General features: G+C 47.2%; 29 protein-coding genes. 7 read left to right on the plus strand and 22 right to left on the minus strand.

The genetic code is table 11. The features are described 5' to 3' along the window. Positions 1-56: 56 nt before the first annotated feature. Entirely contained in the window at positions 57-818 is a 762-nt protein-coding gene (locus tag BVI01S_RS02705) for a DUF3891 family protein (protein ID WP_034761385.1), read from the plus strand. A 35-nt stretch (positions 819-853) separates the two neighbouring features. Here the strand turns inward: BVI01S_RS02705 and BVI01S_RS02710 are convergent, their stop codons facing one another. The 3 genes from BVI01S_RS02710 to BVI01S_RS02720 form a co-directional block, all read right to left on the minus strand. Next, entirely contained in the window at positions 854-2,128 is a 1,275-nt protein-coding gene (locus BVI01S_RS02710; RefSeq protein ID WP_034761382.1) for an MFS transporter, read from the minus strand. Further along, on the minus strand, positions 2,128-2,733 hold the full coding sequence (locus BVI01S_RS02715; RefSeq protein WP_034761380.1) for a TetR/AcrR family transcriptional regulator: 606 nt from the start codon (positions 2,731-2,733) through the stop codon (positions 2,128-2,130). Before BVI01S_RS02715 ends, BVI01S_RS02710 begins: the two co-directional genes overlap by 1 nt. A 138-nt stretch (positions 2,734-2,871) precedes the next feature. After that, positions 2,872-3,303: a MarR family winged helix-turn-helix transcriptional regulator gene (locus tag BVI01S_RS02720; protein WP_034761377.1), complete on the minus strand. Its 432-nt coding sequence runs from the start codon at positions 3,301-3,303 to the stop codon at positions 2,872-2,874. A gap of 165 nt (positions 3,304-3,468) precedes the next feature. On the opposite strand from BVI01S_RS02720, the gene BVI01S_RS02725 reads away from it, so the two are divergent. The 3 genes from BVI01S_RS02725 to nagZ all read left to right on the plus strand — a co-directional run bounded on the left by BVI01S_RS02725 (position 3,469) and on the right by nagZ (position 5,882). After that, positions 3,469-3,852, plus strand: a complete 384-nt coding sequence (locus BVI01S_RS02725; protein WP_034761375.1) for a CidA/LrgA family protein — start codon at positions 3,469-3,471, stop codon at positions 3,850-3,852. Further along, positions 3,837-4,529 (plus strand): LrgB family protein, encoded by a 693-nt coding sequence (locus BVI01S_RS02730; protein ID WP_034761372.1) that lies wholly within the window; start codon positions 3,837-3,839, stop codon positions 4,527-4,529. Before BVI01S_RS02725 ends, BVI01S_RS02730 begins: the two co-directional genes overlap by 16 nt. Before the next feature lie 153 nt (positions 4,530-4,682). Further along, complete coding sequence (gene nagZ, locus BVI01S_RS02735; RefSeq protein ID WP_051758359.1) at positions 4,683-5,882, plus strand: beta-N-acetylhexosaminidase; 1,200 nt, start codon at positions 4,683-4,685, stop codon at positions 5,880-5,882. A gap of 38 nt (positions 5,883-5,920) precedes the next feature. Here the strand turns inward: nagZ and BVI01S_RS02740 are convergent, their stop codons facing one another. The 11 genes from BVI01S_RS02740 to BVI01S_RS02790 form a co-directional block, all read right to left on the minus strand. After that, on the minus strand, positions 5,921-6,103 hold the full coding sequence (locus tag BVI01S_RS02740) for a DUF4177 domain-containing protein (protein ID WP_034761370.1): 183 nt from the start codon (positions 6,101-6,103) through the stop codon (positions 5,921-5,923). Positions 6,104-6,131: 28 nt separating this feature from the next. Continuing rightward, positions 6,132-6,896 carry an alpha/beta fold hydrolase gene (locus tag BVI01S_RS02745; protein ID WP_061809143.1) on the minus strand — a complete coding sequence of 255 codons (765 nt, stop codon included), beginning with the start codon at positions 6,894-6,896 and terminating at the stop codon, positions 6,132-6,134. Continuing rightward, positions 6,889-7,806: an MBL fold metallo-hydrolase gene (locus BVI01S_RS02750; protein ID WP_061809144.1), complete on the minus strand. Its 918-nt coding sequence runs from the start codon at positions 7,804-7,806 to the stop codon at positions 6,889-6,891. Before BVI01S_RS02750 ends, BVI01S_RS02745 begins: the two co-directional genes overlap by 8 nt. Before the next feature lie 27 nt (positions 7,807-7,833). Continuing rightward, positions 7,834-8,568: a DUF5694 domain-containing protein gene (locus BVI01S_RS02755; protein ID WP_061809145.1), complete on the minus strand. Its 735-nt coding sequence runs from the start codon at positions 8,566-8,568 to the stop codon at positions 7,834-7,836. Further along, positions 8,565-8,849 carry a hypothetical protein gene (locus tag BVI01S_RS02760; protein ID WP_061809146.1) on the minus strand — a complete coding sequence of 95 codons (285 nt, stop codon included), beginning with the start codon at positions 8,847-8,849 and terminating at the stop codon, positions 8,565-8,567. The genes BVI01S_RS02755 and BVI01S_RS02760 overlap by 4 nt, the downstream gene beginning before the upstream one ends. A gap of 72 nt (positions 8,850-8,921) precedes the next feature. Continuing rightward, the gene (locus tag BVI01S_RS02765; RefSeq protein WP_061809147.1) at positions 8,922-9,512 is read right to left on the minus strand and encodes an aminoglycoside phosphotransferase/kinase family protein; all 591 of its coding nucleotides are present in this window, start codon (positions 9,510-9,512) and stop codon (positions 8,922-8,924) included. Between the two features lie 134 nt (positions 9,513-9,646). Further along, positions 9,647-10,465: a P-loop NTPase family protein gene (locus BVI01S_RS02770; RefSeq protein WP_061809148.1), complete on the minus strand. Its 819-nt coding sequence runs from the start codon at positions 10,463-10,465 to the stop codon at positions 9,647-9,649. A gap of 22 nt (positions 10,466-10,487) precedes the next feature. After that, positions 10,488-10,613: a hypothetical protein gene (locus BVI01S_RS23045; protein ID WP_256503986.1), complete on the minus strand. Its 126-nt coding sequence runs from the start codon at positions 10,611-10,613 to the stop codon at positions 10,488-10,490. A gap of 72 nt (positions 10,614-10,685) precedes the next feature. Continuing rightward, a complete protein-coding gene (locus BVI01S_RS02780) occupies positions 10,686-12,185 on the minus strand; it encodes a malate:quinone oxidoreductase (protein ID WP_061809149.1) in 1,500 nt (499 codons plus the stop codon). Positions 12,186-12,580: 395 nt separating this feature from the next. Further along, entirely contained in the window at positions 12,581-14,989 is a 2,409-nt protein-coding gene (locus BVI01S_RS02785; RefSeq protein WP_061809150.1) for an MMPL family transporter, read from the minus strand. Beyond that, a complete protein-coding gene (locus tag BVI01S_RS02790; protein WP_060671363.1) occupies positions 14,986-15,438 on the minus strand; it encodes a MarR family winged helix-turn-helix transcriptional regulator in 453 nt (150 codons plus the stop codon). Before BVI01S_RS02790 ends, BVI01S_RS02785 begins: the two co-directional genes overlap by 4 nt. A 186-nt stretch (positions 15,439-15,624) precedes the next feature. Here BVI01S_RS02790 and BVI01S_RS02795 point away from each other — a divergent pair, with 186 nt between their 5' ends. Further along, a complete protein-coding gene (locus BVI01S_RS02795) occupies positions 15,625-16,317 on the plus strand; it encodes a GntR family transcriptional regulator (protein ID WP_034761351.1) in 693 nt (230 codons plus the stop codon). Further along, on the plus strand, positions 16,314-16,931 hold the full coding sequence (locus tag BVI01S_RS02800) for a sterol desaturase family protein (protein WP_061809151.1): 618 nt from the start codon (positions 16,314-16,316) through the stop codon (positions 16,929-16,931). Before BVI01S_RS02795 ends, BVI01S_RS02800 begins: the two co-directional genes overlap by 4 nt. Before the next feature lie 38 nt (positions 16,932-16,969). Here BVI01S_RS02800 and BVI01S_RS02805 read toward each other — a convergent pair whose 3' ends face one another. From BVI01S_RS02805 to BVI01S_RS02815, 3 genes are read right to left on the minus strand one after another with little or no spacing between them, the layout of a single operon-like run. Then, on the minus strand, positions 16,970-18,061 hold the full coding sequence (locus BVI01S_RS02805) for an ABC transporter permease (protein WP_061809152.1): 1,092 nt from the start codon (positions 18,059-18,061) through the stop codon (positions 16,970-16,972). Next, positions 18,058-18,984, minus strand: a complete 927-nt coding sequence (locus tag BVI01S_RS02810; protein WP_061809153.1) for an ABC transporter ATP-binding protein — start codon at positions 18,982-18,984, stop codon at positions 18,058-18,060. The genes BVI01S_RS02805 and BVI01S_RS02810 overlap by 4 nt, the downstream gene beginning before the upstream one ends. A 60-nt stretch (positions 18,985-19,044) precedes the next feature. Further along, complete coding sequence (locus BVI01S_RS02815; protein ID WP_061809154.1) at positions 19,045-19,473, minus strand: DUF6526 family protein; 429 nt, start codon at positions 19,471-19,473, stop codon at positions 19,045-19,047. 230 nt (positions 19,474-19,703) lie between these two features. Here BVI01S_RS02815 and BVI01S_RS02820 point away from each other — a divergent pair, with 230 nt between their 5' ends. After that, on the plus strand, positions 19,704-19,895 hold the full coding sequence (locus BVI01S_RS02820) for a hypothetical protein (protein ID WP_061809155.1): 192 nt from the start codon (positions 19,704-19,706) through the stop codon (positions 19,893-19,895). Between the two features lie 143 nt (positions 19,896-20,038). Here BVI01S_RS02820 and BVI01S_RS02825 read toward each other — a convergent pair whose 3' ends face one another. The 5 genes from BVI01S_RS02825 to BVI01S_RS02845 form a co-directional block, all read right to left on the minus strand. Continuing rightward, positions 20,039-20,482: a hypothetical protein gene (locus tag BVI01S_RS02825; protein WP_156477289.1), complete on the minus strand. Its 444-nt coding sequence runs from the start codon at positions 20,480-20,482 to the stop codon at positions 20,039-20,041. A gap of 183 nt (positions 20,483-20,665) precedes the next feature. Beyond that, positions 20,666-21,718 (minus strand): D-xylose ABC transporter substrate-binding protein, encoded by a 1,053-nt coding sequence (gene xylF, locus BVI01S_RS02830; protein WP_061809157.1) that lies wholly within the window; start codon positions 21,716-21,718, stop codon positions 20,666-20,668. A gap of 15 nt (positions 21,719-21,733) precedes the next feature. Next, positions 21,734-23,260 carry a response regulator gene (locus tag BVI01S_RS02835; protein ID WP_061809158.1) on the minus strand — a complete coding sequence of 509 codons (1,527 nt, stop codon included), beginning with the start codon at positions 23,258-23,260 and terminating at the stop codon, positions 21,734-21,736. After that, the gene (locus BVI01S_RS02840; protein WP_061809159.1) at positions 23,235-24,695 is read right to left on the minus strand and encodes a sensor histidine kinase; all 1,461 of its coding nucleotides are present in this window, start codon (positions 24,693-24,695) and stop codon (positions 23,235-23,237) included. Before BVI01S_RS02840 ends, BVI01S_RS02835 begins: the two co-directional genes overlap by 26 nt. Then, on the minus strand, positions 24,692-25,672 hold the full coding sequence (locus tag BVI01S_RS02845) for a sugar ABC transporter substrate-binding protein (protein ID WP_156477290.1): 981 nt from the start codon (positions 25,670-25,672) through the stop codon (positions 24,692-24,694). The genes BVI01S_RS02840 and BVI01S_RS02845 overlap by 4 nt, the downstream gene beginning before the upstream one ends. Between the last annotated feature and the right edge of the window lie 19 nt (positions 25,673-25,691).

The following is a 25,691-nucleotide window of genomic DNA, read 5'->3' on the forward strand; positions in this document are numbered from 1 at the left end:
TAATGACGCGATTCAAGGTTTGCTATAATGAATAATAAAAAGGGGATGTTGATTCCATGATAATCCGAGAAACCGACGATTCTTTCATCATGATCAAACAGCACGACCACGCTTATGTATCCGGTGAAACGATCAAACACATCAATCGCAATCTATTACATTCCAATCAGTTTTTCGATGACTTCGTATACGCATCCCATCAGCACGACCGGAGCTGGATCGGTCTTGACGACACACCGATCTGGAACGATGGGAAGCAGATTCCCTTCACTTTCTCAGACTATCCCCTCCTTCCCAAGCTTGCATTCTATCAAATCGGGCTGAATGAAATCGAGGAGGGCAACCTCTATGCGGCACTCCTATGCAGCCTTCATTTCTGTTCATTCTTCGCCAAATCGAAGGACCCGCACTGCCTGCAATTTTTACAGGATGAAGCAAGTAGGCAACAGAAGATCCGAAAGCAGCTGCCAGAACTCGATGAAGCATTGCTTACCCAGCACTTTCAGCTCCTTCAACTTTCAGATAATCTATCACTCTATTTTTGCCTGAACGAGCCGGGGGTGGAGAAAGAAAACGAGCACCCGTGGTTTAAGGACGGGTTTAAGAATACGGAAGGTTTCCATTCCGGGAATCAAAAGCTTAAAGCCGGGTGGGTGAATGAGCATGAGGTGACGTTGGATGATTATCCTTTCGAAACGGATTTTCAAGTGACGCTTCCTTATAAAAAAGTGGACAAGGCGGCAATCCGGCAGATTGGCATCGCAGAGGCATATGGAGAGAGCCAGTTGGAGAAACATACGATTTTCATCAGAAAGTAAAGAAGACCCTGGGACCAGGGTCTTCACTCGTTATCTCAAGAAGAAACCGATGCCTTCACTTCGACTTCCGGCACTGCTTTTGCTTCCAGTGTTTTCATGATCAGATGATACATGCCAGTCCCGGTCATCCCGAGGATAAACAGGATCCCGCCCATCATGAAAGGACTCACCCATTCCCCTACAATGATGAGCAGGGAAGCAATGATCATGGCGCCATAAAAGGTCAGGCTGTAAAAGGCCATGTACGTGCTGCGGGCATTGGACGGAGCCAGGTCCCCGATCATCGCCTGCTTGATTGGCACATACATGAGCTCCCCGAACGTCCCGACAAAGCCCAAGATAAAGAGGAATAAAATGTTATTCGTAAAAGCAAACGCGCTGAAACAAAGGGTAAAGATGAACATCCCCATCACAAGCGTCCAGCGGTCCCTCCACTTTTTGAACAGAATTAGGACGACCGCGGATAAGAGTACGACAATCAACGTATTTTCCGTCCGCAGGAATCCGAGCATCCTCGTACCGTCAAGCGTGAAGTCAAAGCCTAAGAGAGAAGTTTTCTGATCGGGGATATCCCTCTCAAGGCGAATTCCCACGTAATTGGTCAGGGATTGCTCCAAGGTGAGAATGAAAACGGCCCCGAGGATATACATCATGAATAGTTTATCTTTCAAAACGGTCGAATAGCTTTGAACCATCCTGTTGGATGAAGAAGTGGTTTCATTGGTGGTGGGTTCAGGTGTGTAGGTTTCTGAGATGAAGAAAATGGTGATCAGTACGGACAGGAGTGTGATTCCTGTAATCCCAAGGAATAATTCAAACAGATAGGCTTTAAATAGAAACGCACCGATGATGCCTCCGATGGCCGTCGCGAGATTTCCGAGCCAGTAGCTGACGGTAAAAACGAGCTTCCGTGAATCCGAATCCGTCACATCGATGATCATCGCCTGCGCTGCAGGCTGGAACATCCCTCCTGCAAACATATTAAGGACGAAGAACGCCGCTGTGACATACGGCAGATCGAACCACGGTGAATTGCACAGGGCAATGAAGAAGTACGTCACCATGATTCCGAGTTCGGCCAGAATCATGATCTTCCTGCGTCCGATCTTGTCGGAAACATGCCCGCCGATAAAACCGCCGATGATTCCGCTGATGACAATCAACACAAGGATGATTCCTGTTTGGGTGGCCCCGATTTTCTGGGCAAAATAGATGGCCATGAACGGAATGACCGCCATGGACACAAGTCCCCCGAGGAACTGCATGGCAAGCCGTAATTTCAGGTTAGGATGAATATCGCGTATCCTCATCAAGATTCCCACCCTTCCGTCACAGGACCGAATAACCGCAAGGCCTGTATTTTCATATTGCTCCAGATCAGATTCGTATGGTCATCGATGAAGGTAAGTCTCAACCCATTCAATAAGGAAATATACGATTGAGCCACTAACACCGGCGACCCTTCATAGAAGCATCCTTCCTTCTGTCCCCTTTCAATGATGGGATATATGCGTTCTGCAAACACATCGACAAAGGCACTCAACTCTGCAAACAGCACGGGATACCGATCCGGTCTCGCCAATACCTGCTGGGAAAGGCGCAGGAAATCCTTATTCCTTGCAAATACATCGAGCTGGCAGTCGATCATGTTTCGGACCATCTCCATCGGTGTCCCCCTGTACCGTTCCTCTATCTCACTAAAATAAGGCTTGATCTCCTCCAATGGTTCAAGGATCGCCGCTTCAAAGAGGACTTCCTTTGTAGCAAAGTATGTGAACACGGATCCGAAGCTGACCCCAGCCTCCTTTGCAATGGCCGAAATGGTCGTTTCGGCAAAACCGTTTTCGCTGTATGTTTTGACGGCTGCTCCCAGAATCGCCGCTCTCTTTTTCATCATCTTTTCCTCACGTGACATGTTGTTCTACCTCCTTTGTCAAAAATGATTGATTAATCAATTTTTATTTTACTGTTAGATATTTCCAAGGTCAATCATTATTTTTCGACAAAAAAATCCGCCTTCCGATGTGTGAAAACAACAGAAAGCGGACCTATTTTATTCGTCAAACGCCCCGTTCATCCGGACCAGCAGTTCCCCGAACATTTTCTTCTCCTCATCGGACCAACCTTCAAGCAGGCCTTCATACCATTCGAGCCTCATGCGGCTGTCGAGGGCGAGCTTTTCCTTCCCCAACTCAGTGAGGTCAAATAAGCTAACGCGTCCGTCACCAGGGTCTGAAAAGCGCTGAATGAGCCCCTTTGATTCAAGGGCAGATGCCTGTCTGGACAAAGTCGAAATATCAAGCTGGAACGCTTCCGCCAATTCCTTCAGCCGGGACGGTCCGCCTTCATCCAACTGCCTCATCAAAAGATAGGCCGACCTCTCCAATATCCCAATTTTCCGCTCGGACTGATCCCGGAAGACCGCCTTTCGGATCAGGGTGGTCAATTCATATTCAATCCGTTCAACTGCGTTCTCTTTAGACATAGGAATCCCTCCTTTTACGTCAATCAACCTACAGATTCATTGACAACGATTCAGGTACTTGTATAATACAAGTATATAGTTGTATCGTACAAGTAATCCCAAGAAAAGTAAAGCGTTTTCATTGAAAGGTGGGAAAAAGGGCTTCCTGTCAGGAGGACCTGTGTTATGAAAATCATTCGAATCATCATCCAAATCGGCATTCTCTATGCCTTTTCATTTATAGGGGGAGCCGTCGAGGAGCTTCTCCACCTTCCGATACCCGGAAGCATCATCGGCCTGACCCTGCTTCTTGCTTGCCTGTCGTTGAAAATCATCCCCGTGATCATCGTCGAGGACGGCGCAAGCTTTTTACTCGCCATCCTTCCTTTGTTATTCATCCCAGCCATGACGGGGGTCATGAACTACCCCGCTCTTTTATCAGGGACCGGTGCCATGCTCTTTCTCATTGTTGTCGTGAGCACGGTCGTGACCATGGCCGTATCCGGTTTTGCCAGTCAGCACTTAGAAAAACGATCTGAAAGAAGGGAACAAACATGCAGCAAGTACTGATCGCCATCCTGATCATCACCCTCACTGCCGTCCTTTATTTTGGCATGGTGAAGGTGTATCAGCGTTTCTCCTATCCCGTATTGATCCCGGTCCTGACGACCACGATCGTGATCGTCGGACTGCTGATCTCTATGCATATTCCGTATGAGGAGTACATGATCGGCGGGAAATGGATCCACTCCCTGCTTGGTCCTGCCGTCGTCGCCCTTGCGTATCCCCTGTATAAGCAGCGGAAGATCCTGATGAAGTATCGATTCCCAATCATCGGAGGTGTCTTCGCAGGACTCTTGACTGGAATGGTGAGCGGACTCCTGTTTGCACGGGTTCTCGGCATCGATCATGAGTTGATCCTGTCCATCGTGCCGAAATCGATCACAACACCCGTCGCCATCCAAATTGCATCCGGCCTTGGCGGCGTCCCGGCCATGACCGTCGTCTTCGTCATGATCGCCGGATTCTCAGGTGTGATCCTCGGACCGATGATCCTGAAAATGGTCCGCATCCACAGCTCACTCGGACGCGGGATCGCCTTAGGCAGCGCCTCCCACGCCCTCGGTACGTCGAAAGCGATGGAATATGGGGAATTGACCGTATCCATGAGTTCCGTATCCATGACACTGAGTGCCCTGTTAGGTTCGGTGTTTGGGCCGATTGTGGTGTGGGTGTTTCAAGTGTAATGGTGTGTAGGCCGCAAAGTTTTTTCGACAAATTGAATTAAAAAATCGTAGAAAGACCCGTTCACACCGGGTCTTTTTCTATTTTTCCGTTTACGGCCCACCAGATACGAACAGAATGATACCAAGTATCCAACATTGAAAGGAACAAATGCTATGTCGAAAAATAAGATTGGTTATTCCCTTTTGATCGTCATGATTCTTGTATTCATTCTATCCTATTTCGCCATTAACCCGATCGGGGGCAAAAATCGAGAGGGTGACGCCGGTTCCCTGATCTCAGATATGACCCTTGATGAAAAAATCGGTCAGATGCTCGTAGCCGGCGTAAATGGAACCCAAATGGATGAGCCGACGAAGAATTTGATCCAGAAGCACAAGGTCGGCGGATTCATCTTCTTCTCGGACCATTTAAAGAACCCGGAGCAAACCGTCCAATTTCTGAATCAATTGAAAGAAGCAAACGCCGATAACCCCCTCCCTCTCCTGTTGAGTATCGATGAGGAAGGCGGGAATGTGACGCGACTCCCAGGAGGACTCGAGCACTTCCCTACCAATCAAAAAATCGGGAACGCGAACGACCCCGACGTTTCCTATGAGGTCGGCACCATTCTCGGCAAAGGATTGAAAGAATTCGGGTTCAATTTGGACTTCGCACCTGTCCTTGACGTGAACAGCAATCCGGATAACCCGATCATCGGCGACCGCTCCTTCAGCCCGGACCCTGATATCGTGAGCGAACTGGGGATACAGACGATGAAAGGAATCCAATCCCAGAATATCCTGTCATCGATCAAACACTTCCCTGGCCACGGAGACACATCCGTCGATTCACACCTGGCGCTTCCCGTAGTCAACAAGAGCCTGCAAGAACTCGAGTCTCTGGAACTGATCCCCTTCAAGCGCGCCATCGATGACGGAGCGGATCTCATCATGGTCGCGCATATCCTGCTTCCTGAACTCGATGACACCTATCCTTCATCACTATCGGAGGCCATCGTGACGGATCTTTTACGAAAGAGACTGAACTACAAGGGTGTCGTCATCACCGATGATATGACGATGAAAGCCGTGGCGGACAATTATGGAATGGGAGAAGCGGCGGTGCTATCTGTCAAAGCCGGCAGCGACCTGATCCTCATCGCCCACGATGCTCAAAAGGCAGTGACAGCCATGGAAGCACTGAAATCGGCCGTTAAAAATGGAGAAATCTCAGGGGAGCGAATCGATGAAAGCGTAAAAAGAATCATCAACCTGAAACAAAAATATCATCTGGATGATACCCAATCAGGTGAAGTCGATCTGACGGAACTAAATCAAGCGATCAAATCCATCAATTCGAAAATTTCACCCTAATCAAAAGCGGATCTCTCTTAGTGAGAAATCCGCTTTTGTTAAGACAACGGTCTTTCAAAAATGATTTCATAATCCGTCGGTTTTCCGTGGCCGTTGTACTTTAGCGGAAGCACCTGAACGAGCCGCCATCCATCAGCGGCATACTCCTCGATGATTTCCCTATGTTTCGGCTCGGTGAAAAATCCACCCAGACTGGTTTGGACGTATGTGTATTCGTACATGGTTGCACCTCCGTGGGGTTTTCTTACTTTACGTATTCATGGCAGAGATGGTTTCAACTTTTTCATCGGAATGTAGTTTTATCAGCTTTTCAACCGCCTTTATAACCACCCGTGGTTCATCCCTTTGAATATAATGAGCGCTATTCTTGGCAAGCACACATTCACCCTTAGAAGAAATCAGAGCCAATTCCCTCTGCATGTCATTCCACAATACCTGGGATGCTTCTGAATAATGATCTTTTTGACCAGCGGAAAGTACGATGACTGGCATACTTAAAGTCTCCTCATATTCTTTTAACTGCCCCAGGCTTTCCATAAATTCTTCGTAGTTGCCTTCTCGTACAAATTGTTTGCGATAAGCTTCCTGAAAATCACTCGTCATCGTAGGAAGGAAGCGTTCCCTATAATCCACCGGAGTTGAATCAACCAGCACCATGCCCGCGACTTCTTCAGGATATTCATGAGCATATACGCTCACATTCACTCCTCCAAAAGAGTGCCCGACCAATATGTATGGAGGTTTGATATTCAAACCACACAACGATCCCTTCAGCTCTTTTACCATCTCGCGGCTCGTCCTAGGATTTGGACTTTTCTCGCTCTTCCCAAGCCCGGCACGGTCGTATACCAGCACTTCTGTTATTTCCGATAGTTCCCCAATCACTGAATCCCAGGCTTTTGAATAATCCCCGTAACCGGCATCCATCACCACCGTCGGTTTATTGTTTTTCTTACCTGTTAGTTTGGCATATAGTTTAAAGTTCTTGATCGGTACTAACATTTCTCTATTCATGTACGGAAGTCCCCTTTTTGCTTTTCACACTTTTTATATTTTGAAAGTATACTTCTGGAGACGCCCAATTTTTATAAAGAGGAGGAATTTCGGCACTTTCTTTATGTTCAGCGGATAAAAGATGAGTCAAATAAAGAATCATTGTATCAATGTCATCTTTCGTCCCAATATCGCCATGTCCAGGAATGACTGTTTCAATATCCAGCTTCTTTAATTCTCGTAAAATATCCATCCATTTTCTTGGATCGGTTTCATCAAAGAACGTCGGATGACATTGAACAAATACCAAGTCCCCCATAAAGATCACTTTCTCTTCAGGAAGGTAAAGCATGCTATCACAAAAGGAGTGCCCCCCTCCCAGCGTAAATAGTTTTGCGGTTCTCGTTGTTCCCTGTATAGTCTTCTCTTCCATAAATGTTTCGTTGGGCAAAGTCAACTCAAGGTCAGGTAAAGACCGTTTCATTTCATGTAAAAAGCTCACCTGATCTTGAAGGGTTGAGTCTCCTGATTCATGAAGCTGCTTTTCCAGAGATTCAATATATTTAGAGAGTCCGTCAATATCCGCTTTCTGTTTCTCTATTCGGGAAGGATGGATTTCTTTCATTTTTTCTAAGGTGGTTTCGCTTGAAATAATAGAAGTGTCCTTAAATGTTTGATTGCCGCGGACGTGATCTCCGTGATAATGGCTATTTACAACCCACGTGACACTCTGATTCGTGATTCTTTCAGCGGCTTCTCTCAACGCCTTTGATGCCTGTTGCGTGTTAAACGTATCAAAAACGATTACTCCATCGCCTAAATTTACGAACCCTGCATTGGCAACTGCCCCGCCACCAGGTTTTGAAATTGCGGCATAAATCCCATCCCTGACCTTTTCTAGCATGAAGTGTTTATTGAATGGATCATTCATCCGTTTCACCTCTTTTTTTATTTTCAACTAGCTCATATAACCATTAGGAGAAACCACGTCCACCAATCCGCTCTCCTCCAAAAACTGAGTCACTAAGTGAACATGCCCCGCCCCGATGATCAACAGTGTCCGGTCATCAGGTGAAGAGGTAATCTCAGCGAGGTTCGAGTATATGATTAAATTCCGTTGGTACCACCATCTCACCCAATCGATCCCAACATAATTCGTCTCCTTGCCGATACGGGCGACTGCCATATACATTTCGTGGTCGAGCATGATCCTCAATTCTGTATTGCATTTCTTGACCATTTCATAAATATCGGGGGGATCGACGTTTAAGTGAAGTTTCGGACGGTATGTTTCATTAATGTACTCATACATTTCCAGCTGCTCTTCCTTCGCCCACTCCATGACCTGTCCCAATCCCATATTGCCGACACTCTCCATCCAGTCGATGGCATATAGTCGCTCATGTCCCAATTCAGATGCGGTCCTGAACCCAAACTGATGAATCTCATCTACCTCTAACGACAAATGATCGTTCAAATACTTTTGATACTCCTCATTAAGAGATTCATCCTTCTCCTTCTCGACTTCCAATGCTATTTTGGTAGGCTGGAACTCTTTCAAACTGTTGACGACTTGCTTGATTTCCTCTTGTCTATCATTCATCAATACATCATCGAGCTCCACCCTCTGCAGATCGGGTGTGTAGCGCATATGGAATGTTCCGAGCACCATTACCTTTGGCTTTTCATTCATATCCTTCTATTCAACCCCTTCATCTCTAACTCTTTTCTTACCCGCTCAATCTCCCCAATCTTCCACTCTATGATTCCGCGAATCTTCTTTTCAGACAGATGCCCCTGAAAAAACTTCTCCACTTCCCAAGCAAGCATCATCGTCAAATGGTCTATGTATAGATAGCTCAGATCACTCCTAAAATCGTCATTATCCAGAGGGATCCCCCGGTTCCTCATACATTGCAGGTAGTATTCAGAGACATAGACAATCAGGTCATCGTCATATATATCCTGCATCAAGATCGTCACGTCCCTTAAGGGAGACCCGATGGCTCCCCATTCCCAATCGATGAACCAGACCTCGTTATCCTTTTAAAAGACATTTTCCAGATGGGGGTCCCCGTGGGTTATGACGGATGGACATTTCGATTGATAATGTGGGATATCCAGTCGCTCAAATGCTTCCTGGATTGTTCTCTCCCATCGTGGACTGGCCCACGATTTTCTTGAGCATAACTTGCCCAGCTGATCTAAGCACCAATCCTTCCATTCAGCGTTTAACTGGTGGACAGGAAGCTCGTCCTGAGTGGTATCCATACCATGAATAGTAGCCAATACGTTTAAAATATCACTGATCAAAATTTTCTTTTCAGCTACAGACAATGCTTCAAACACAGCTTTAACAGGATAGCCCAAATCACACATCAGCATCGCTTTTGGGGAAGTGTCCCATACATTCACAACTCTACTAAAAGAGGTCATTATTTCTTCTATATTCTTATGAATCTCTACTTCCTGATCCCGTCCCTCAGCAAATTCCTTGTAGATGTAGTGCTCTCTCGTATTCTCATTTTCACTTAGAGCTTCGACTTTATAAATGTTTCCCGCATGGGCGCCATCGATTACCTCCATGCTCAGAGTCTCCAGGTTCATTTTACTCAACCTGCTTTCCAAAACATTCACTTGTATCCCCCCCTTTTGCAAGGTCCTTATATTGTAATTATTTCAAATTACTGGTATAAACACAAATAAAGGCGACCTCCTGTGAGCCGCCTGCTGTTCTTCATCATTTTGTTTATCTTACGTGTAACTTCCAGCTACTTAATCGCTTCCTTCATTTTTTCATAATAAAGCTCCCAGTCTTTTTCTCCATTCTCAATAAGCATATGCCTAACCGGCAACCCCTCAAGAATCCGCAACTCCAAATCCCTGCGCATCTCCAGAAAATCCACAAGCCCTTGATATCCCTTCAACCCATTCTCTTTCCCATACCCTTGATTCACATGATAATCCGTGAAAAACTCACGCCACTCCTGACTGCGCTCTTCATAGACATGATGGAAGGATTGATCCAGGTTTTCCTGATAAAAATAAACCAGCAGAGGATTCAATGGGACAATCAAAGAGCTGATTTTCTTTAAATGGTTCTCAAGCCTCTCTGGTTCCGCATTATGCATGGCGATGAACTTGGTAAACGGATTTTGCAGGAAACAGCATTCAAATATGTACACGTCATCGCCAAAATCCGTTTCTTCCACGAATTCCTTCCAATAGTTATAGGAGACTTCTTCGAACGTATCCAAATCCAACTCGTAGACATCATAAGAAGCCAGGCATTCAACAACAGAAGGATCCGTATCAAGAAAGTGACGGTACGAAATAAAATAGTGATCGCCTTTCTTCTTGGCAGACTCTTTGATACTCTCCTCATGTTCAGGAAATCTTTCAAGTATGGCATTGAACTGTCCCTCATTTAAACAGGCGGTCGATTCATAATCAGCAGGATGACTGGTGTCTCCTTCTTGAAAGAGCTTGACTTTGACCCCTTCTTTCTCCAAATGCTCTTTCATAAAATGAGCCGTGGTCGACTTGCCTGACCCTGGTATTCCCTCGACGATCATAAGATTCGATTTCAAGATTGCACCCCTTTTTCCTTTTCTACATGTTCTTTTCTTTCATTTCCTCCAACAACTCAACAACCCGTTCATTTGATTTATTCATTCTCCTCACCTGTAGTTCAATGGAGAAAAGAGTGATGAGTGCTAGAATTCCAATTACGATCATGATGCATTTCCCCTTAAAACAATATTTCGATAAAAAAATGCCCTGCATCCACAGGGCATTCCATTCATTCACTTAACTATACGCAACCTCTTTATCCCTCAAACCCAACGCCTTCGCAGTTGACGTATGAATCTCCCTGAAGAGCTCAGGATTTTCTCCCAAGGCCACTCCATAGGAAGGGATCATTTCCTTGATCTTCGGCTCCCACTCTTTCATGTGCTGCGGGAAGCATTTATCCAATACTTCCAGCATGACGTGAACGGCTGTGGAGGCACCCGGTGACGCCCCAAGCAGGGCTGCGACTGAACCATCTGCAGCGCTGACCACTTCTGTACCGAACTGAAGGGTTCCTTTGCCTGCCTCCGTGTCCTTGATGACCTGCACACGCTGGCCGGCTACGACGATATCCCAGTCTTCGCTCTTGGCGTTCGGGATGAATTCGCGTAATTCTTCCATGCGTTTTTCATTGGACAGGAGCACCTGCTGGATCAAGTATTTGGTCAACCCCATTTCCTTGACGCCTGCAGCAAGCATGGTGAAAAGGTTATTCGGCTTGACCGATGTGATCAAGTCCATATTCGAGCCAGTCTTCAGGAACTTCGGGGAGAACCCGGCAAATGGTCCGAACAGAAGGGACTTCTTGTTATCGATGTAACGGGTGTCAAGATGCGGGACCGACATCGGAGGAGCTCCGACCTTGGCTTTTCCGTACACTTTCCCATGATGCTTTTCGATGACTTCAGGGTTATTGCACACCATGAAGAGCCCAGATACCGGGAATCCACCGATCTGCTTCGACTCAGGGATGCCGGTTTTCTGAAGTAACGGAAGGCTTCCGCCACCGCCGCCGATGAAGACGAACTTCGCCGTATGATATTCCATTTTGATGCCGTCAATGTCATGGACTTTCACTTCCCATGACCCGTCGGATTTACGTTTGATATCTTCCACACTGTGGTTGTAGTTGATCTCGACGCCTTTATCACTCAGGTGATCGAACAATTTACGGGTCAATGCCCCGAAGTTGACGTCCGTCCCTGAATCGATTTTCGTCGCTGCGATCGGTTCATCCGACTCGCGGCCATCCATGATCAACGGAATCCATTCCTTCAATTTCTCCGGATTATCGGAGAATTCCATGCCTTCAAACAACGGACTTGCTGATAGCACTTCCAAACGTTTTTTCAGAAACTCCACATTTTCTTCACCTTGAACCATGCTCATATGCGGGATCGGCATGATGAATTCCTGTGGTTGACCAATCAGATTGCGGTTGACGAGATAAGACCAGAATTGTCTTGATAGTTGGAACTGTTCATTGACTTTGATTGCTTTCGTAATGTCTATAGATCCATCAGGCTTTTCGGACGTATAGTTGAGCTCGCATAGTGCAGAATGTCCGGTTCCGGCATTATTCCATTCGTTCGAGCTTTCTTCCCCAGGCTTCGCGAGCTTTTCAAACACTGTGATTTCCCATTCCGGCGCCAACTCTTTCAGGATCACTCCTAAAGTCGCACTCATGACACCAGCACCAATTAAGATAACATCTGTTTTCTTCTGTAAGCTGCTCATTATAACCTTCCTCATCCACTATATTTGCAGGCGCTTTCAACCCAGCACCTTCATGTGTCTAAAAAAAACCATACCATCTTCTATTATAATGATTCATAGGGTAAAATATCTAGTATTATCTGATTATTATAAACTATTTTGTGAAAAAACAAAAGTGAAAATAGTGGCATGAATGCTTGGTGATAAAGGTTTGGAAGTACCTTCACACCCTCTGAACCCTTATATGTCAAAGGGAAACCCGACAACATCAGTAGAGATTCTGATTAGTTTTCCAGAAAAATATTTTTCCCCTATTAATCGAACTAAAATTCAGAGTATTCCGCCTGTTTTTTTACCAAAACTAGTCTTTTACTCAAAAGACAGCCCGCTCTCTAATAGAACGGGCTGCTCTCCATCTACTTTTCCTTCTTCGGTCGGAACGGCCACCACACTCCATTACCGAAGGACACGGTCATGGCTGGTATCAATAGTGGCAGGACGATCAGTCCATACAGAAGCAGTCCGGTTATGACGATTGTCGCAATCTGCACAAGACTGAGTACCCCGGACGGCACCATGGCCCCAAATGTACCTGCGAGGATGATGGCTGCCGTAATGATGACGGTTCCCATCTTTGCCATCGATGCTTTGATGGCGTCGGTCACCGTCATGCCTCCTGCCGACTGTTCACGGAAACGATCCATGAGGAAGATCGAATAGTCTACCCCAAGTGCTACGAGCATGACGAATCCGAAGAACGGAACGGCCCAGCTGATGCCGTCATATCCAAGTCCCTCTACGAAGATCCACTCAGCTACGGCAACAGACGTGAAGTACGTCAGTAGCAGGGATCCGATCATGTAAAGCGGCATGATGAAGGATCGGAACAGGATTGCCAGGACCACAAACAAACTGATGAGCATGATCGTCACCGTCTGGGTGAAGTCACTCGTTGAAATATCACTCAGGTCACGGTTGATGCTTGAGACTCCTCCGATGGCGACCTCGGTATCTTCAAGAGGCGTATCCTTGATGACCCGTACCGTCGTTTCATTGATCCGGTCCACGGTGTCGATGGCTTCCGGTGAATACGGATTATCGGACAGGATAACTTCAAGCTTCAACCCTTTTTCTTCTCCAAAAGAATACCGGTCGATCACCTGGGCAAATTCTTTATTTTCCAATGTACCCGGTGGTAAGTATAACCCGGTATCGCGGATGGTCTCGCTGTCACTCATCCCCTGAAGTTGATCTCCGGCCTGCTTCAATCCACCTGTGATCTGGTTCAATCCATCCAGTGGATTTGGTGCTCCCTGTTGAGGCGCCTGACCCTGACCTGCTAAGGCTGCCTGCTGGCTGAGTCCTTTTACGGCCTGGTCGAGCCCGTCAGCCGCTCCGTTCACACCTTCAGCAATCTTTCCAAGCTGGTAGTCCGCATTGAATTCTTCTATCGCATCCCCGGCAGGACGTGTGATGGAACGTACACTCTTCACCCCGTCGACTTTTGCAAGCTCACGGCTCAATTTTTCTACATAAGGCACGGCATCCTCGGTCACAAGCTTCTCATCGCTTGAAAGCAGAACCTGGACTGGAAGGGAATCCCCTTGACCGAATCCATCTTCAATCGCCTGTAGACCTTTTACTGAATCATAGCTGTCCCCGATTTCATCCACCGTATTGAAGGACAGGGCATCGTCGTATGTGAATAAAAGTGGAACGGTGATAACCGCCACCACTGCCATGGACAACAGGGGACGATTGACGGAAAGCTTGCCCATCCATGCCCATAACTTACTGTCATTGTGGGAAACGGATTTCTTCGAAGGCCAGAACAATTTTTCCTTTAAGGTCGCCATAAAGAACGGCATGACCGTGCTCAATACTAATAACAGAACCGCGATCCCCACCGCCACGGCTACAGCTGATTTAAAGATCGGGAAATCGGCAAACCCGATGGCGAAGAATCCGATGAACACGGCGAGACCGCTTATGTAAAGCGTGCGTCCCGCGGTCTTATACGTGCGGATGATCGCCTCATTGATGGGCTGACCTGCACCCAGCTCTTCCTTGAACCGACTCAGTAACAGGATGCAATAATCGGTCCCGATCCCGAACAGGATAGCCACAAGGAAGATCTGCGTATAGTTCGATACGGGAAAGCCGAACCAATCGATGAAAAACGCGACGATCGATTGACTGAGTAAATAGGTGATCCCAACGGCCACTAACGGAATCAATGGGGTCACAATCGAACGGAATACGGCTAATAACAGGGCAAAGATCAGCACGACCGTAATAATTTCCGTCCGTTTCAATCCTTCCTGCGCGCTCAGGTTGACATCGTTGTTGATGATGGCTTCCCCCGTCAGGTAAACGGATGACTCACCTTTCAGGATGTCTGATTTAATAGAATCAGCAAGCTCCACCACTTCCTCCTGTGTTCCGTCAACGGTGATGGGAACAAGGACGGTCTTTTTGTCTTTTGAGACAAGCTGTGCTTCCAGCTCCTTGCTTTCAAATGGATCGAGGACCGAACTGACCGGGTCCCCAAGCTCTTTCAGTTCATCTACATTTGAGGCAATGTCTTTCTTCGCTGAATCCGTCAGCTTTTCGTCCAGTGAATAAACAAGAGATATTGTTTCCTCACCTGCCCCGGCGTCATTCAGCATTTCCATTGCTTTCTTTGACGCGGCATCTTCAGGGAGTTGGAATGTCCCAGCATCTTCTGCCTGCTTCGACAGGTTTGGCGAAATCATAAACAATAAAACCGTTATAATAAGAAGGCCGATGGTAACCGGCCACTTGAATTTGATGATGGATTTCATCCTTTTTCACCCTCCAATTTCAAAATCGATCTGATTTTCCTGAACATGGTCAGGAATTGATCCAGCTCCTCGTCCTTCACGTGATCGGCGAATAAGTCTTCGATATAAGCATAGACCGCTTGATCGGACTCGGTCACGACCCTCTGCCCATCCTCCGTGAGGCATACAAGCTTGCTTCGCTGATCTCCTTCCGCCTTTACGATTTCGATGAGCCCTTTCTCTTCAAGCCTCTTCAACCGGTTCGAAATCGCACTCTTATGAACCCCCTGGAGCTCGGCGATCACACCCCCTGCAAGCGGACCATTCTTATTGACAAGCTTCAGCACCTGAATCTGCTCAGGTGAATATTCCTGCCACACATCAGCCTTTACATTCTTCAGCACCCGATCTGTTCCGAATACCATCACATCCTCGAACAGCTCGACTGCTTCAATTAACCGCTTATCCAACTAGTTGACCCCCTAAACTAATTATTCTATTTTATAGTTTAGGGGGTCAACTAGTTGGAGTCAAGAAATAAGGTGTTGAAAAGTACCGTAATTAAATTTCAGAATTTATTGACAAATACATACACTAGAATCATATAATGGTATTACCATAATAAAAATTGGTATTACCAATCAGGAGGTACCTACATGAAAGAACGTTCTTCGGATCTCATCGCTCGGGACATTACACGATCCATTTTGGCAGGATCTCTTGAGGTGGAGGAACCCCTTCAATCTGAGAGGGAATTGGCTGCCCAATACAAAGTCGGTCGCCCCACTATTCGCGAAGCTCTACAGCGCCTGGAACGGGACGGCTGGATTACCAGCCGTAAGGGTATGCCCTCAGTCGTGAATGATTACTGGAAGCAGGGGAACTTGATGACGATCGTCACCATCCTTCAGCACGAGGAGGAGATTCCGGATGAATTCATCGTCCATATGCTACAGCTGCGGGTCTCGATTACACCGGCTTATTTCAAGGATGCCCTGGAAAACAGCAGGCTGAAGGTCGTTTCCCTCTTTGCCCCGTTTGAGGACATACCGGACGAAGCCAATGCCTATGCGGAATTCGACTGGCAGATTCAGCACGGGGTCGCCATGCTGTCGCCGAATCCCATTTATCTCTTGATCCTGAACAGCTTTAAGGATATTTATATCAGGATGGCAGAGAAATACTTCTCGGAATCCGAACACAGGAACGCTTCACGTGACTATTACAACAGACTTCTGGAATGGATATTGGCCGGGGACATCCAACAAGCCGGGCAAACCATCCGGGACATGATGGAAACAAGCATACGTCTATGGAAACAAAAAATGGATGGAGGCAAGGAAGGATGAAAAAGAATCGATTGTATCGGGATTTCTTTTTACACTTTGATATTTTAGTAATGGTAGGTATTTTTCTAATGGTACTCGGATTTTTATTCACGATGGAGCTTTCCCTATTCAGCTTGTTATTTTTTGCCGTCGGGATCGTCACCTACATGTTCAGTGAATACCTTACCCACCGCTTCCTCTTTCACATCAAGTCACCGAAGAACCCTTTTTTACTGAACTTAATCAAACGCCTGCACTATGATCACCATAAGAAGCCGAATGACTTGAAGCTCCTCTTTCTGCCGATCTGGTACAGCGCACCCAACCTCTTTGTCCTGTGTCTGTTATTTTATTTCCTGACCGGTTCGATGTCCTTCACCCTTGCTTTCACCACCGGGATTCTCTTCATGTTCTTTGTATACGAATGGAAGCACTATGTCGCACACCGTCCAATGAAGCCGAAGACACGGTTCGGTCGCTGGCTTAAAAAGACCCATATCCTCCATCATTATAAGAATGAGAACTATTGGTACGGGGTCTCCACCCCATTTGTCGATGTGTTGTTCGGAACCTATAAAGAAGGAAGCGACGTGGAGATGAGTGAGACGGCAAAGGATTTGGAGAAGAGGGCATGAAAAAAGTCCAATCGGGCTGATCCGATTGGACTTTTTTTCTATTCCCACTTAAACACATAACTAGCCAACGCAAACCCACCAACGAGCCACGCTCCAAGGATCAGTGTCTCCATCCCAAGCTCCAGGAACGGTGTCCCGAGATTCATCGTCTCCCGCAGTGCGGAACTGAGGTGAGCGATCGGCAAGACCTTCACGATGGGCTGGATGATGTCCGGCATATCGTTGATCGGGAAGAACACCCCGCCTAGAAACAGCATGGGGAACGTCACGAAGCCCGCAATCGGACCCGCACTTTCCGGATTCTTCGCCATCCCCGCAATGATGAAGCCGAGGGACATAAACGCCAGGGTCCCGAGAATGATGAAGAATATCATCGCAAGCCACGAGCCTGCCACGTTGATGTCAAAAATAAGATCGGCAATCAATACGACCAGGAGTGCCTGCGTCCCGTTTAGCATCAGGCGGGCCGTGATCTGAGCCGCGATGAAGGTAGAGGCCTTCAGTCTCGTCCCCTGCATACGGCGGAGGATTCCACGCTCCCGCCAAGCGGAGATCTGACCGGCCACCCCGTTCATATTGTTGCTCATGATCATCATGGCGACAATCCCGGGAACAAGGAAGTCGACATAGCGAATGTTCAATGCTTCGATTCCCACTTTTTCCACCGTCACGACAGGCTTGTAATCGACAAGGTCCTTACTGTATTGATCGATGATCCCATTCACAACCGTAAGTCCAAGCTCAGCGGTTGCCAGGTTCTTTTCGTTATAGTAAACGGGAATCGAAAATGGTTCTTCCCGTGCCTTCACGTTTTCACTGTATCCTTTCGGAATTGTGATCAGAAGCTGGATATCACCGTTCTTCACGGCTTTTTTCCCCGTTTTGATGTCGTCAAATTTTGCTGTTTCGATTCCATCATTTTTTAAGAATAAGTCCTTTAAATCCTTTGAGGCACCGGTTTGATCATTGTCGACCATCCCTACCGAGAGCGAAACCGAGTCCCCTCCCCCTGCGAATGAACCGAGGGCCACCATCAGGATGACCGGGAAGAGAAGAGTGAAGAATAATACTTGTTTGTTTCGTGCAAAAATCCGCAATTGTGCCAGTGTCAGCTGCCAATACGCTCTCATGATTCCCGCAGCCTCCTTCCTGTCATATGAATGAAGACATCCTCTAACGTCGCCTGACGCGTCTGGAGGTCCTCGATTTTCAAATCATGCTCTGTCGACAAGGTAATCAGGGAAGTCAACGCCCTTTGCAGCTCATCGGTGTAAAGCTGGACGAAGGTATCCTTGATCGCTACTTCTTCCACTCCATCCATCTTCATAAACCAAACTTGCTCAGGAGGATTGTCCAAATGGAACTCGATCGTACTCGTTGACTGCAACGTTTTCACAAGATTCGTCGGCGTATCGAGGGCGATCAGCTCCCCCTGGTCCATGATGCCGATACGGTCGCAGAGAACATGGGCTTCATCCATATAGTGAGTCGACAGGATCACCGTCTTTCCCCTCTCCTTGAGTCGAAGCACAATATCCCAAAGCGTCCTCCTTGCCTGAGGATCCAGTCCCGTTGTCGGTTCATCTAGGAACACAATATTCGGATCATGAATCAGTGCCAGGGCAATCGCCAGACGCTGCTTCTGTCCGCCGGAAAGTCCCTTGATCCGGTCCTTCCGCTTCTCCGTCAGCAGCATGTCCTCAATCAGTTGATCGATGTCCACATTCTTCGGATAAAAGCTCGCATACAAATGAAGGATTTCCTCCACCTTGAGCAGTTCAAACAGTGAGGTCGACTGAAGCTGGACCCCGATCACTTCCTTTACTTTATTCACATCTTTTTTCACGTCAAATCCCGCTAAGGTTGCCGTCCCCGCGTCCGGCTTCCGGAGTCCCACGAGCATCTCGATCGTCGTCGTCTTCCCGGCCCCGTTCGGCCCGAGCAATCCGAAGATTTCACCCTTCTCCACCTGAAAACGGACTCCCTTCACGGCCGTAAAGGAACCATATCTTTTCACTAACTCTTTCACATCCACCATGATTTCGTTCGGCATAACGAGCCTCCTTCTAAAAAAACGTAACCGCCCATGAATGAGCGGTCCAATCCTTGTTGTTTATACACGATGATGATCTGCACGCCAGTTCTGCACAGCTTTTTTAATGTCATTGGGTGTTAAGTTTTCCGCCAGTGTCCGTTCGACCAGCACCGGAAATTCTTCATCCGGAGCAAACCTGAGTGCGATGATCTGCTTCAGGGATAGCCGGCCGTCAAGGTCTTTACCTGTTAACCGATAATAACGGAATTGCTCTTCCGTACGGATAACACGGTCCTGCACCTGAAGGGCATACGTCCGGAGCCTCACCCCGACCAGGATCAATGTGATCACGACTAGGAGAAGAATAAAGCTAAGCAATGTCTCCGTGCCCACATTCTTCACGAAAAATATAATCGTCAAAATAAGGGTGACAAGGGCTGACAGGGCGATCCCTACATGAAACACCGGATCGACCTTGCTGTGATTTTCATAGTTTTGCTGTTTCATATGTACCTCCTGAGGGTGATAGATTCATTATATACCAGATGGCCTACGGATAGGACCGTCCTGTTAAAAATCATATTCGGTAATATCTTGAGGTATGCGGAGGACAAAAGGAATGCCTTACCCAGAATGATTATCTATATTTTTCCATATCATATATGATACGATAGTAATAGATATGACAAGAGTTGGAAGTTCACCTGCTTTTCCTATTAAAAAAGGAGGTTGTGCTGATGGTTTGGTTATTCGTCTTGATTCCCTTTTCATTCATGATGGGAGTTGTCATCGTGGGCAGTATTAAGGAGAGATATTTTTCACAAGGGTACTTAACAGGGGATTGCTATGATACCCATAAAAACGAAGGGTATGATGCCTATTGTCGTGGACAGTCCAATCATTTGAAGTTTTGGACGGGAGGCCGGTAAGGATAAGATCGTTCTCCTTATCGCTTGATTCAACTCTGACGAACGTAGTAGCGCAAAGTAAAGCTTCTTCCACCAAGCAAATGTATAAAAGGTTACTCTCTGGGGAGTAACCTTTCTTATCTAAAGGATATGGATGCTGCCAGTCAGTCTTTCATGGAAGCCCTGGCCTTATTTATTTTATATTCCGAGACCTGCACGATCCCAATGGATTCCTCTTCGCCGTCGCACCCCTGCAAAGAGATGAATCCGCTCCTCTCTTCAATTCCTTCGCAAACCGCACTTCTCTTTTCTTCCCCGGTTCCGGTCTTTAAAAGATAATTGACTTTATTTCCATCGAACGAGATTTCATTCACACTTATCTGGTTGTTGAAGAAGTTCGATACCGTCACTTCAGACTCTTTCTTCTCCTGTACCCCATCTACAAAACGCAGTAGTTTGTCCAGGTTGGTTACTTCCCCTTCCTCATCGACCAGCGTGTCACCATTGTCAGTCGCTTCCTTCACGGTGTAGGCATCTGCTTGTTCTGAATTTGAACAGCCTGCAAAGAGTAAAGAACCTGTCAGGAACATAAAAGCCATTTTTCGCACGATTTCCCCATCCCCCATTCCATTCGTTTATGTTGAGTATAATTGAATTGGAAAAATTATGAAAGTACTATTTTTGCAGGGTTCTTCCCATTTTCTTGACGAGAGGTACGATTGCACAGTGTTTTCCTATAAAAAGAATAAAATAAAAGCACCCGATATTTCGGATGCTTTTCTCGCACAGGATTACTTATAAACGTCCTCCTTTGAATGAAAACCATCCGCGATGATGGTGCGGTCAAGGTTGTCCCGATTTACGGCAATGGGTTCAAGGAGGACGGATGGGACTTCGATTTTACCATTGTTGATTTTTTTATCGGTGTCGATGTATTCGTCTTTGGCGAGTGCGATGGCAAGGGATGCCGCTTCACGGGCAAGGGTATTGATCGGTTTGTAGACGGTCATCGTTTGGGTACCGCGAACGATTCTTTGGGCAGCGGCAAGCTCTGCGTCCTGTCCGGCGATGGGGACTTTCCCTTCGAGGCCTGCTTCTTCCAGTGCCTTCAATGCCATTCCGGCGGTTGCATCATTGGCCGCAATAACCGCGTCTATTTCATTGTGGTTGACTGTCAGTGCCTCTTTCATATTGGAATAGGCGTTCCCGGGCAGCCAGTTATCTGTCCATTGATCATAGACGATCTGGATATCCCCTTGGTCAATTAGAGAATCCAATACGCTGAAGACCCCTTTTTTCATCAGGTGGGCATTGTAGTCTGTATCGGCCCCTCCAATGTACACATACTTCCCCTTAGGGACACGTTCTGTAAGGGCTTTTGCCTGGAGCTCCCCTACCCGTTCGTTATCAAATGAGATATACAGATCGATGTCGGCGTTTTTCACAAGCCGGTCATACGAAACCACCTTAATGCCGGCTCGATGGGCTTTCTGCACAATGGCCGCCGCGGCTTCCGCGTTATAAGGGACGATGACAAGCACATCGATCCCCTGACTGATCAACGTTTCTGCCTGAAGGACTTGAAGGGCATCGTTCCCTCTTGCCTCCATGATCTCCACTTCCGCCCCCAGGTCTTCGACTGCCTGTTTGAATAGATCACGGTCCCTCACCCATCGTTCCTCCTCAAGTGTATCCATTGAGAATCCGATTTTCACGACGTCGGGAGGGGTATTCTCTTCTTCCTTATGCACCTGTTCGACGGGATCCCTCTGCACGCATGCAGTCAGTATCAGCACGATGATCATTATCCAGCCTATGTTTATCCGTTTCTTCCAATGCACCATGGTGTCTCTTCCCCTTCATGCATGTTGGCCAAGCAATGTCTTTCGGTACTCTTTTGGAGAATAATGGGTCATTTTCTTAAAGACCTTGCTGAAGTAATTCGGGTCATGGTATCCCACTTCGAATGTGATTTCCTTTATGCTTTTCTCCATGTCACTGAGCAGCGTTTTCGCCTTCTCCATACGGCACTCCGTCAGGAAATCGATGTAGTTGACCCCTTGTTTCTCCTTGAACATCTTACTAATATAAATAGGGCTCAGGTTCACTTTTTGTGCGAGGGTATCCAATGATATGTCTTGATGGGAATGATCTTGGATGTACTGTTTGATTTGTTGAAATGTATCGCTCTCCATCCGGTTGAAGCGTTCTGTATAAGAGTCCTTCATCCCGCTTAGGAGCCGTTCGGTCTCTTCCCGCAACTGGCGATAATCCATTGGCTGTACCGCGAAAAGAGGCGTGGCTGTTTCGACCCCGCATTCACTCAAGGTCCGGGAAATCATCCACAGTACCTCGAGGGTCCGTTGCTGGGTGTAAACGAGGGGCGTCCGTTCTTTCTCCAATAATGTGAAAGAATTCATGATCCGGGCATGCACCTGATCCCACTTCCCCAGTCTGATTTTTTCCATTAAGTCCTTCTGATCCATCATGGCCTGTTTCCGTTTTCCGGGCTCCAGGGGGATTTCTTCGAAAAAGCGGTATTTTTTTTTCACCAGTGTATCGACAGTGGCAAGCATCGCTTCCTGATAGGAATGACGCACTTGATCCAATGAATGATATACCTTTCCGATTCCGATGAACCATTCCTTTTCATTGTCTTTAGCAAGTGAAAGTAATTCCCTTGCCAAGAGGGTTGCCTGGGACCTGTAGGTGGTCGCAGGCTGCCTGAACACGATGATGGGGAGCTGCCTGCCGTATAACGCCCCGGTCCATCCACTTTGTAACACTTTCTTCCGGATGGCTGAGTATTGTATTTCTCCTCCTTCAGGAAGGTGCAGGACCATCACGAACATTTCCTCTGACGAAGGGATTTCGAGCATGTCCATGAGCATATCGACATGAACTTCATGGACGTGATCGAATAATAGCTGGGTGACCACATCGGTTTCAACCAGCCTCTGTGTCTTTTGCCACTTTTCCTTCTGATGCAAGGTTTCTACATGCCGTTCACGCTCTTGTTCAATCTGTTCGAGCACCTTGCTGATTGTATGCACGATCTCAGAAGCTTTGCTGGGCTTCAGTATATAGTCCTTGACACCAAGCTTGATGGCTGCCTTCATGTACGAAAAGGTATCATAGGCCGTCACCATGATGAATTTGATATGGGGCTGTTCCCCGTTGATGATTTCCATAGCCTCAAGACCATTCATGACAGGCATTTTAATATCCATCAAAATCAGATCGGGAGAATATTCCTTTGCCTTCTCCACAGCCATCATCCCGTTCTTTGCCTGCTGAATGTCAAGTCCGGGAAAATTCTTCTGTAAAATCGTCTGCATTCCTTCACGTTCCAACTGCTCATCATCCACTATGAGAAGCTTGATCATCCACACCTGCTCCTTCCCTTATAATCCTCAGCGAAATTTTAGTACCCTTGCCCTCTTCACTTTCAATCCGGAGGACATCTTCAAACCCATAAAATAATTGAAGCCGCTTTACTACATTGCTAAAGCCAATCCCTGTTGAATGGCCTTCACGGGATCCTTCTTCCTGGAGGATCTGCCGCATTTTCTCACGTGACATCCCCACGCCATCATCCTGTATCTCAACCAGGATGATACTGTCTTCTTCACGGACACGAAACCAGATCGTCCCCCCATCCTCTTTCGGTTCCACCGCATGTATGACGGCATTTTCCACGATGGGCTGCAGGGTCAGTGCCGGGATTGGAACGTCCATGCAGGCTTCATCGACCTCCATATGAAGCTGCAATCGATCAGTGAAACGTGCTTTTTGAATATGCATATATTGTTCCAGTACATGAATTTCGTCCCTCAAGGTAACAGACCTGTTCTGTCGTTTCAGATTATAACGGAGGATCCCCGCCACACTCACGAGGAGGTCGCTCGTTTCCTCTGATCCTTCCAAGTACGCCTTCTTCGAAAGGGTATTCAACGTATTAAATAAGAAATGTGGATTGATCTGACTCTGGAGGCTTCTAAACTGGCTTTCCTGCAAGAGGAGCTTACTTTCCTGAAGTTCCCGTTCCAGTGCCGCTTTCTGCTTGATTTCCGAGATCAGATTATTAATATTGATCCTCATGCGGTCGAAGGTCTTCGCCAAAAAGGCGATTTCATCGCTTCCCTCTACCTTTACCTGCCGACTGAAATTCCCCTTTGACAGTTCATTTGCGGCTCTCGTCAACTGAAAGACCGGACGCGTAATCCCGAGTGAGAACCAATAGGAAGCGATCAGGAGCAGACAAGTAATGAGAAGGAGCACCCAAATCCCAAGCTTGATGACCTCCGCTGACTGTTCCATGATTCCCCTGTACATCACATTGTACGTCGTCAATTCTTTGTCGATGAGGGTCAGGGTCATCTCAGAAATATAGCCTGATATCCGGTTTGCCTCGGCAAACTCCTGTGCAGAAGCTTCGGCATCCCGTTCTTTCTGGAACAGGATCAATCGGTCCGTCGTTTCTACCAGACTATCAATCAGGTTAAGATAGTTGGTCAAGGTAAAGTCGTTATCCCGATTTCGCAGGGAATAGACACCGGACTTGGTCGATTCAAGTCCTTCCTTGCTTTTCTCCAGTTGTTTAAGGGTTTTGTCATTGGTGTCGACCATGTAGTTATTCAAGTCGGTGACCACCTGCTGACTTGCCCTTGATACTTCATTCATGTTCAGATAGCGCTTGAGAATCTCATTGTATTCCTCATGTGTCCTATAATTATAGTAAGTCAGGGCGAGCCAGATGGCGGACATGATGATCATGACCACCGTGGTGAGGGTAAGGATTTTTTTCTGGATGTTTGTCATTGGTCCTTCTCCACTTTCAACATCTTCAAATCGGTCAGATACCCTTTCTCGTCAAGGGGGACGGTATCCCCATTCAGCCACTCTTCCATGAGACGGACGCTCATTTCGCCCATTTTCTCCGGCTCCTGCTCCACCACACCGTCAATCATCCCCCGTGATAATAGGGTCAACGATTCCGGTCCATCATCAAAGGAATAAATGAAATACGATTCTTCTTGAGAGCGCTTACTTATTTCATCGATCATGGCCCCGAGATTACTTGCATTGACAGAGATGAACGCATCGATATCCGGGTAGCGGTTCATGACATCCCTCGTTGTTGTGATGATTTGATCCCGTTCCCTTCCTGTTTCACCGTCCACCAGTTCTATGTAGGGGTATCCCTTCATCACATCGCGGATGCCCCTGATCCGTTCTTTTTGATAATATTCCTGATCACGATCCACCATGAGGACAATCTTTCCCTTATCCCCCATTTTACGGAGAAGCTCTTTTGCCACCAGTTTCCCTGCTTCATATTGATCAGACCCTACATATGTACGGCGCAAGCTCTCCTCCATCGGAACATCGTTGGCGACCGTTATGACAGGAATCCCGTTGAAGGAAGCCTTCACCTTTGTGAGCTCCTTGAAATCAGGTGTATCCGTCCCCTGGATCAGGATCCCATCGACCTTCGATTGAATGGCGATTTCAATATTTTTCAGGAACTCCTCCTGATTTTTCCCGAAGCTTCCCCATACTTCAAGGCTCACACCCTCTTCTTCTGCCTGCCGCTTTGCACCCTTTGCTACCTTGTCCCAAAACGGCGTCCGGGTATCCTGAGTAATCAGCACGAGCCTGTGCCGGTCTTCACCCGCCATCCCCATCTCACCAGGTAGGTGCGCGTCGGCTTCGATTACCTTTTTTGCAGATAAAAATGTTAAATGACACAACATAAGTACGACCACTACAAGGCCGACAAAACGGATCTTACGCACCCGACACGCCCCCTCCCAT

Origin of the sequence: Rossellomorea vietnamensis NBRC 101237, from assembly GCF_001591825.1 — a bacterium.
GTDB classification, from domain to species: domain Bacteria; phylum Bacillota; class Bacilli; order Bacillales; family Bacillaceae_B; genus Rossellomorea; species Rossellomorea vietnamensis.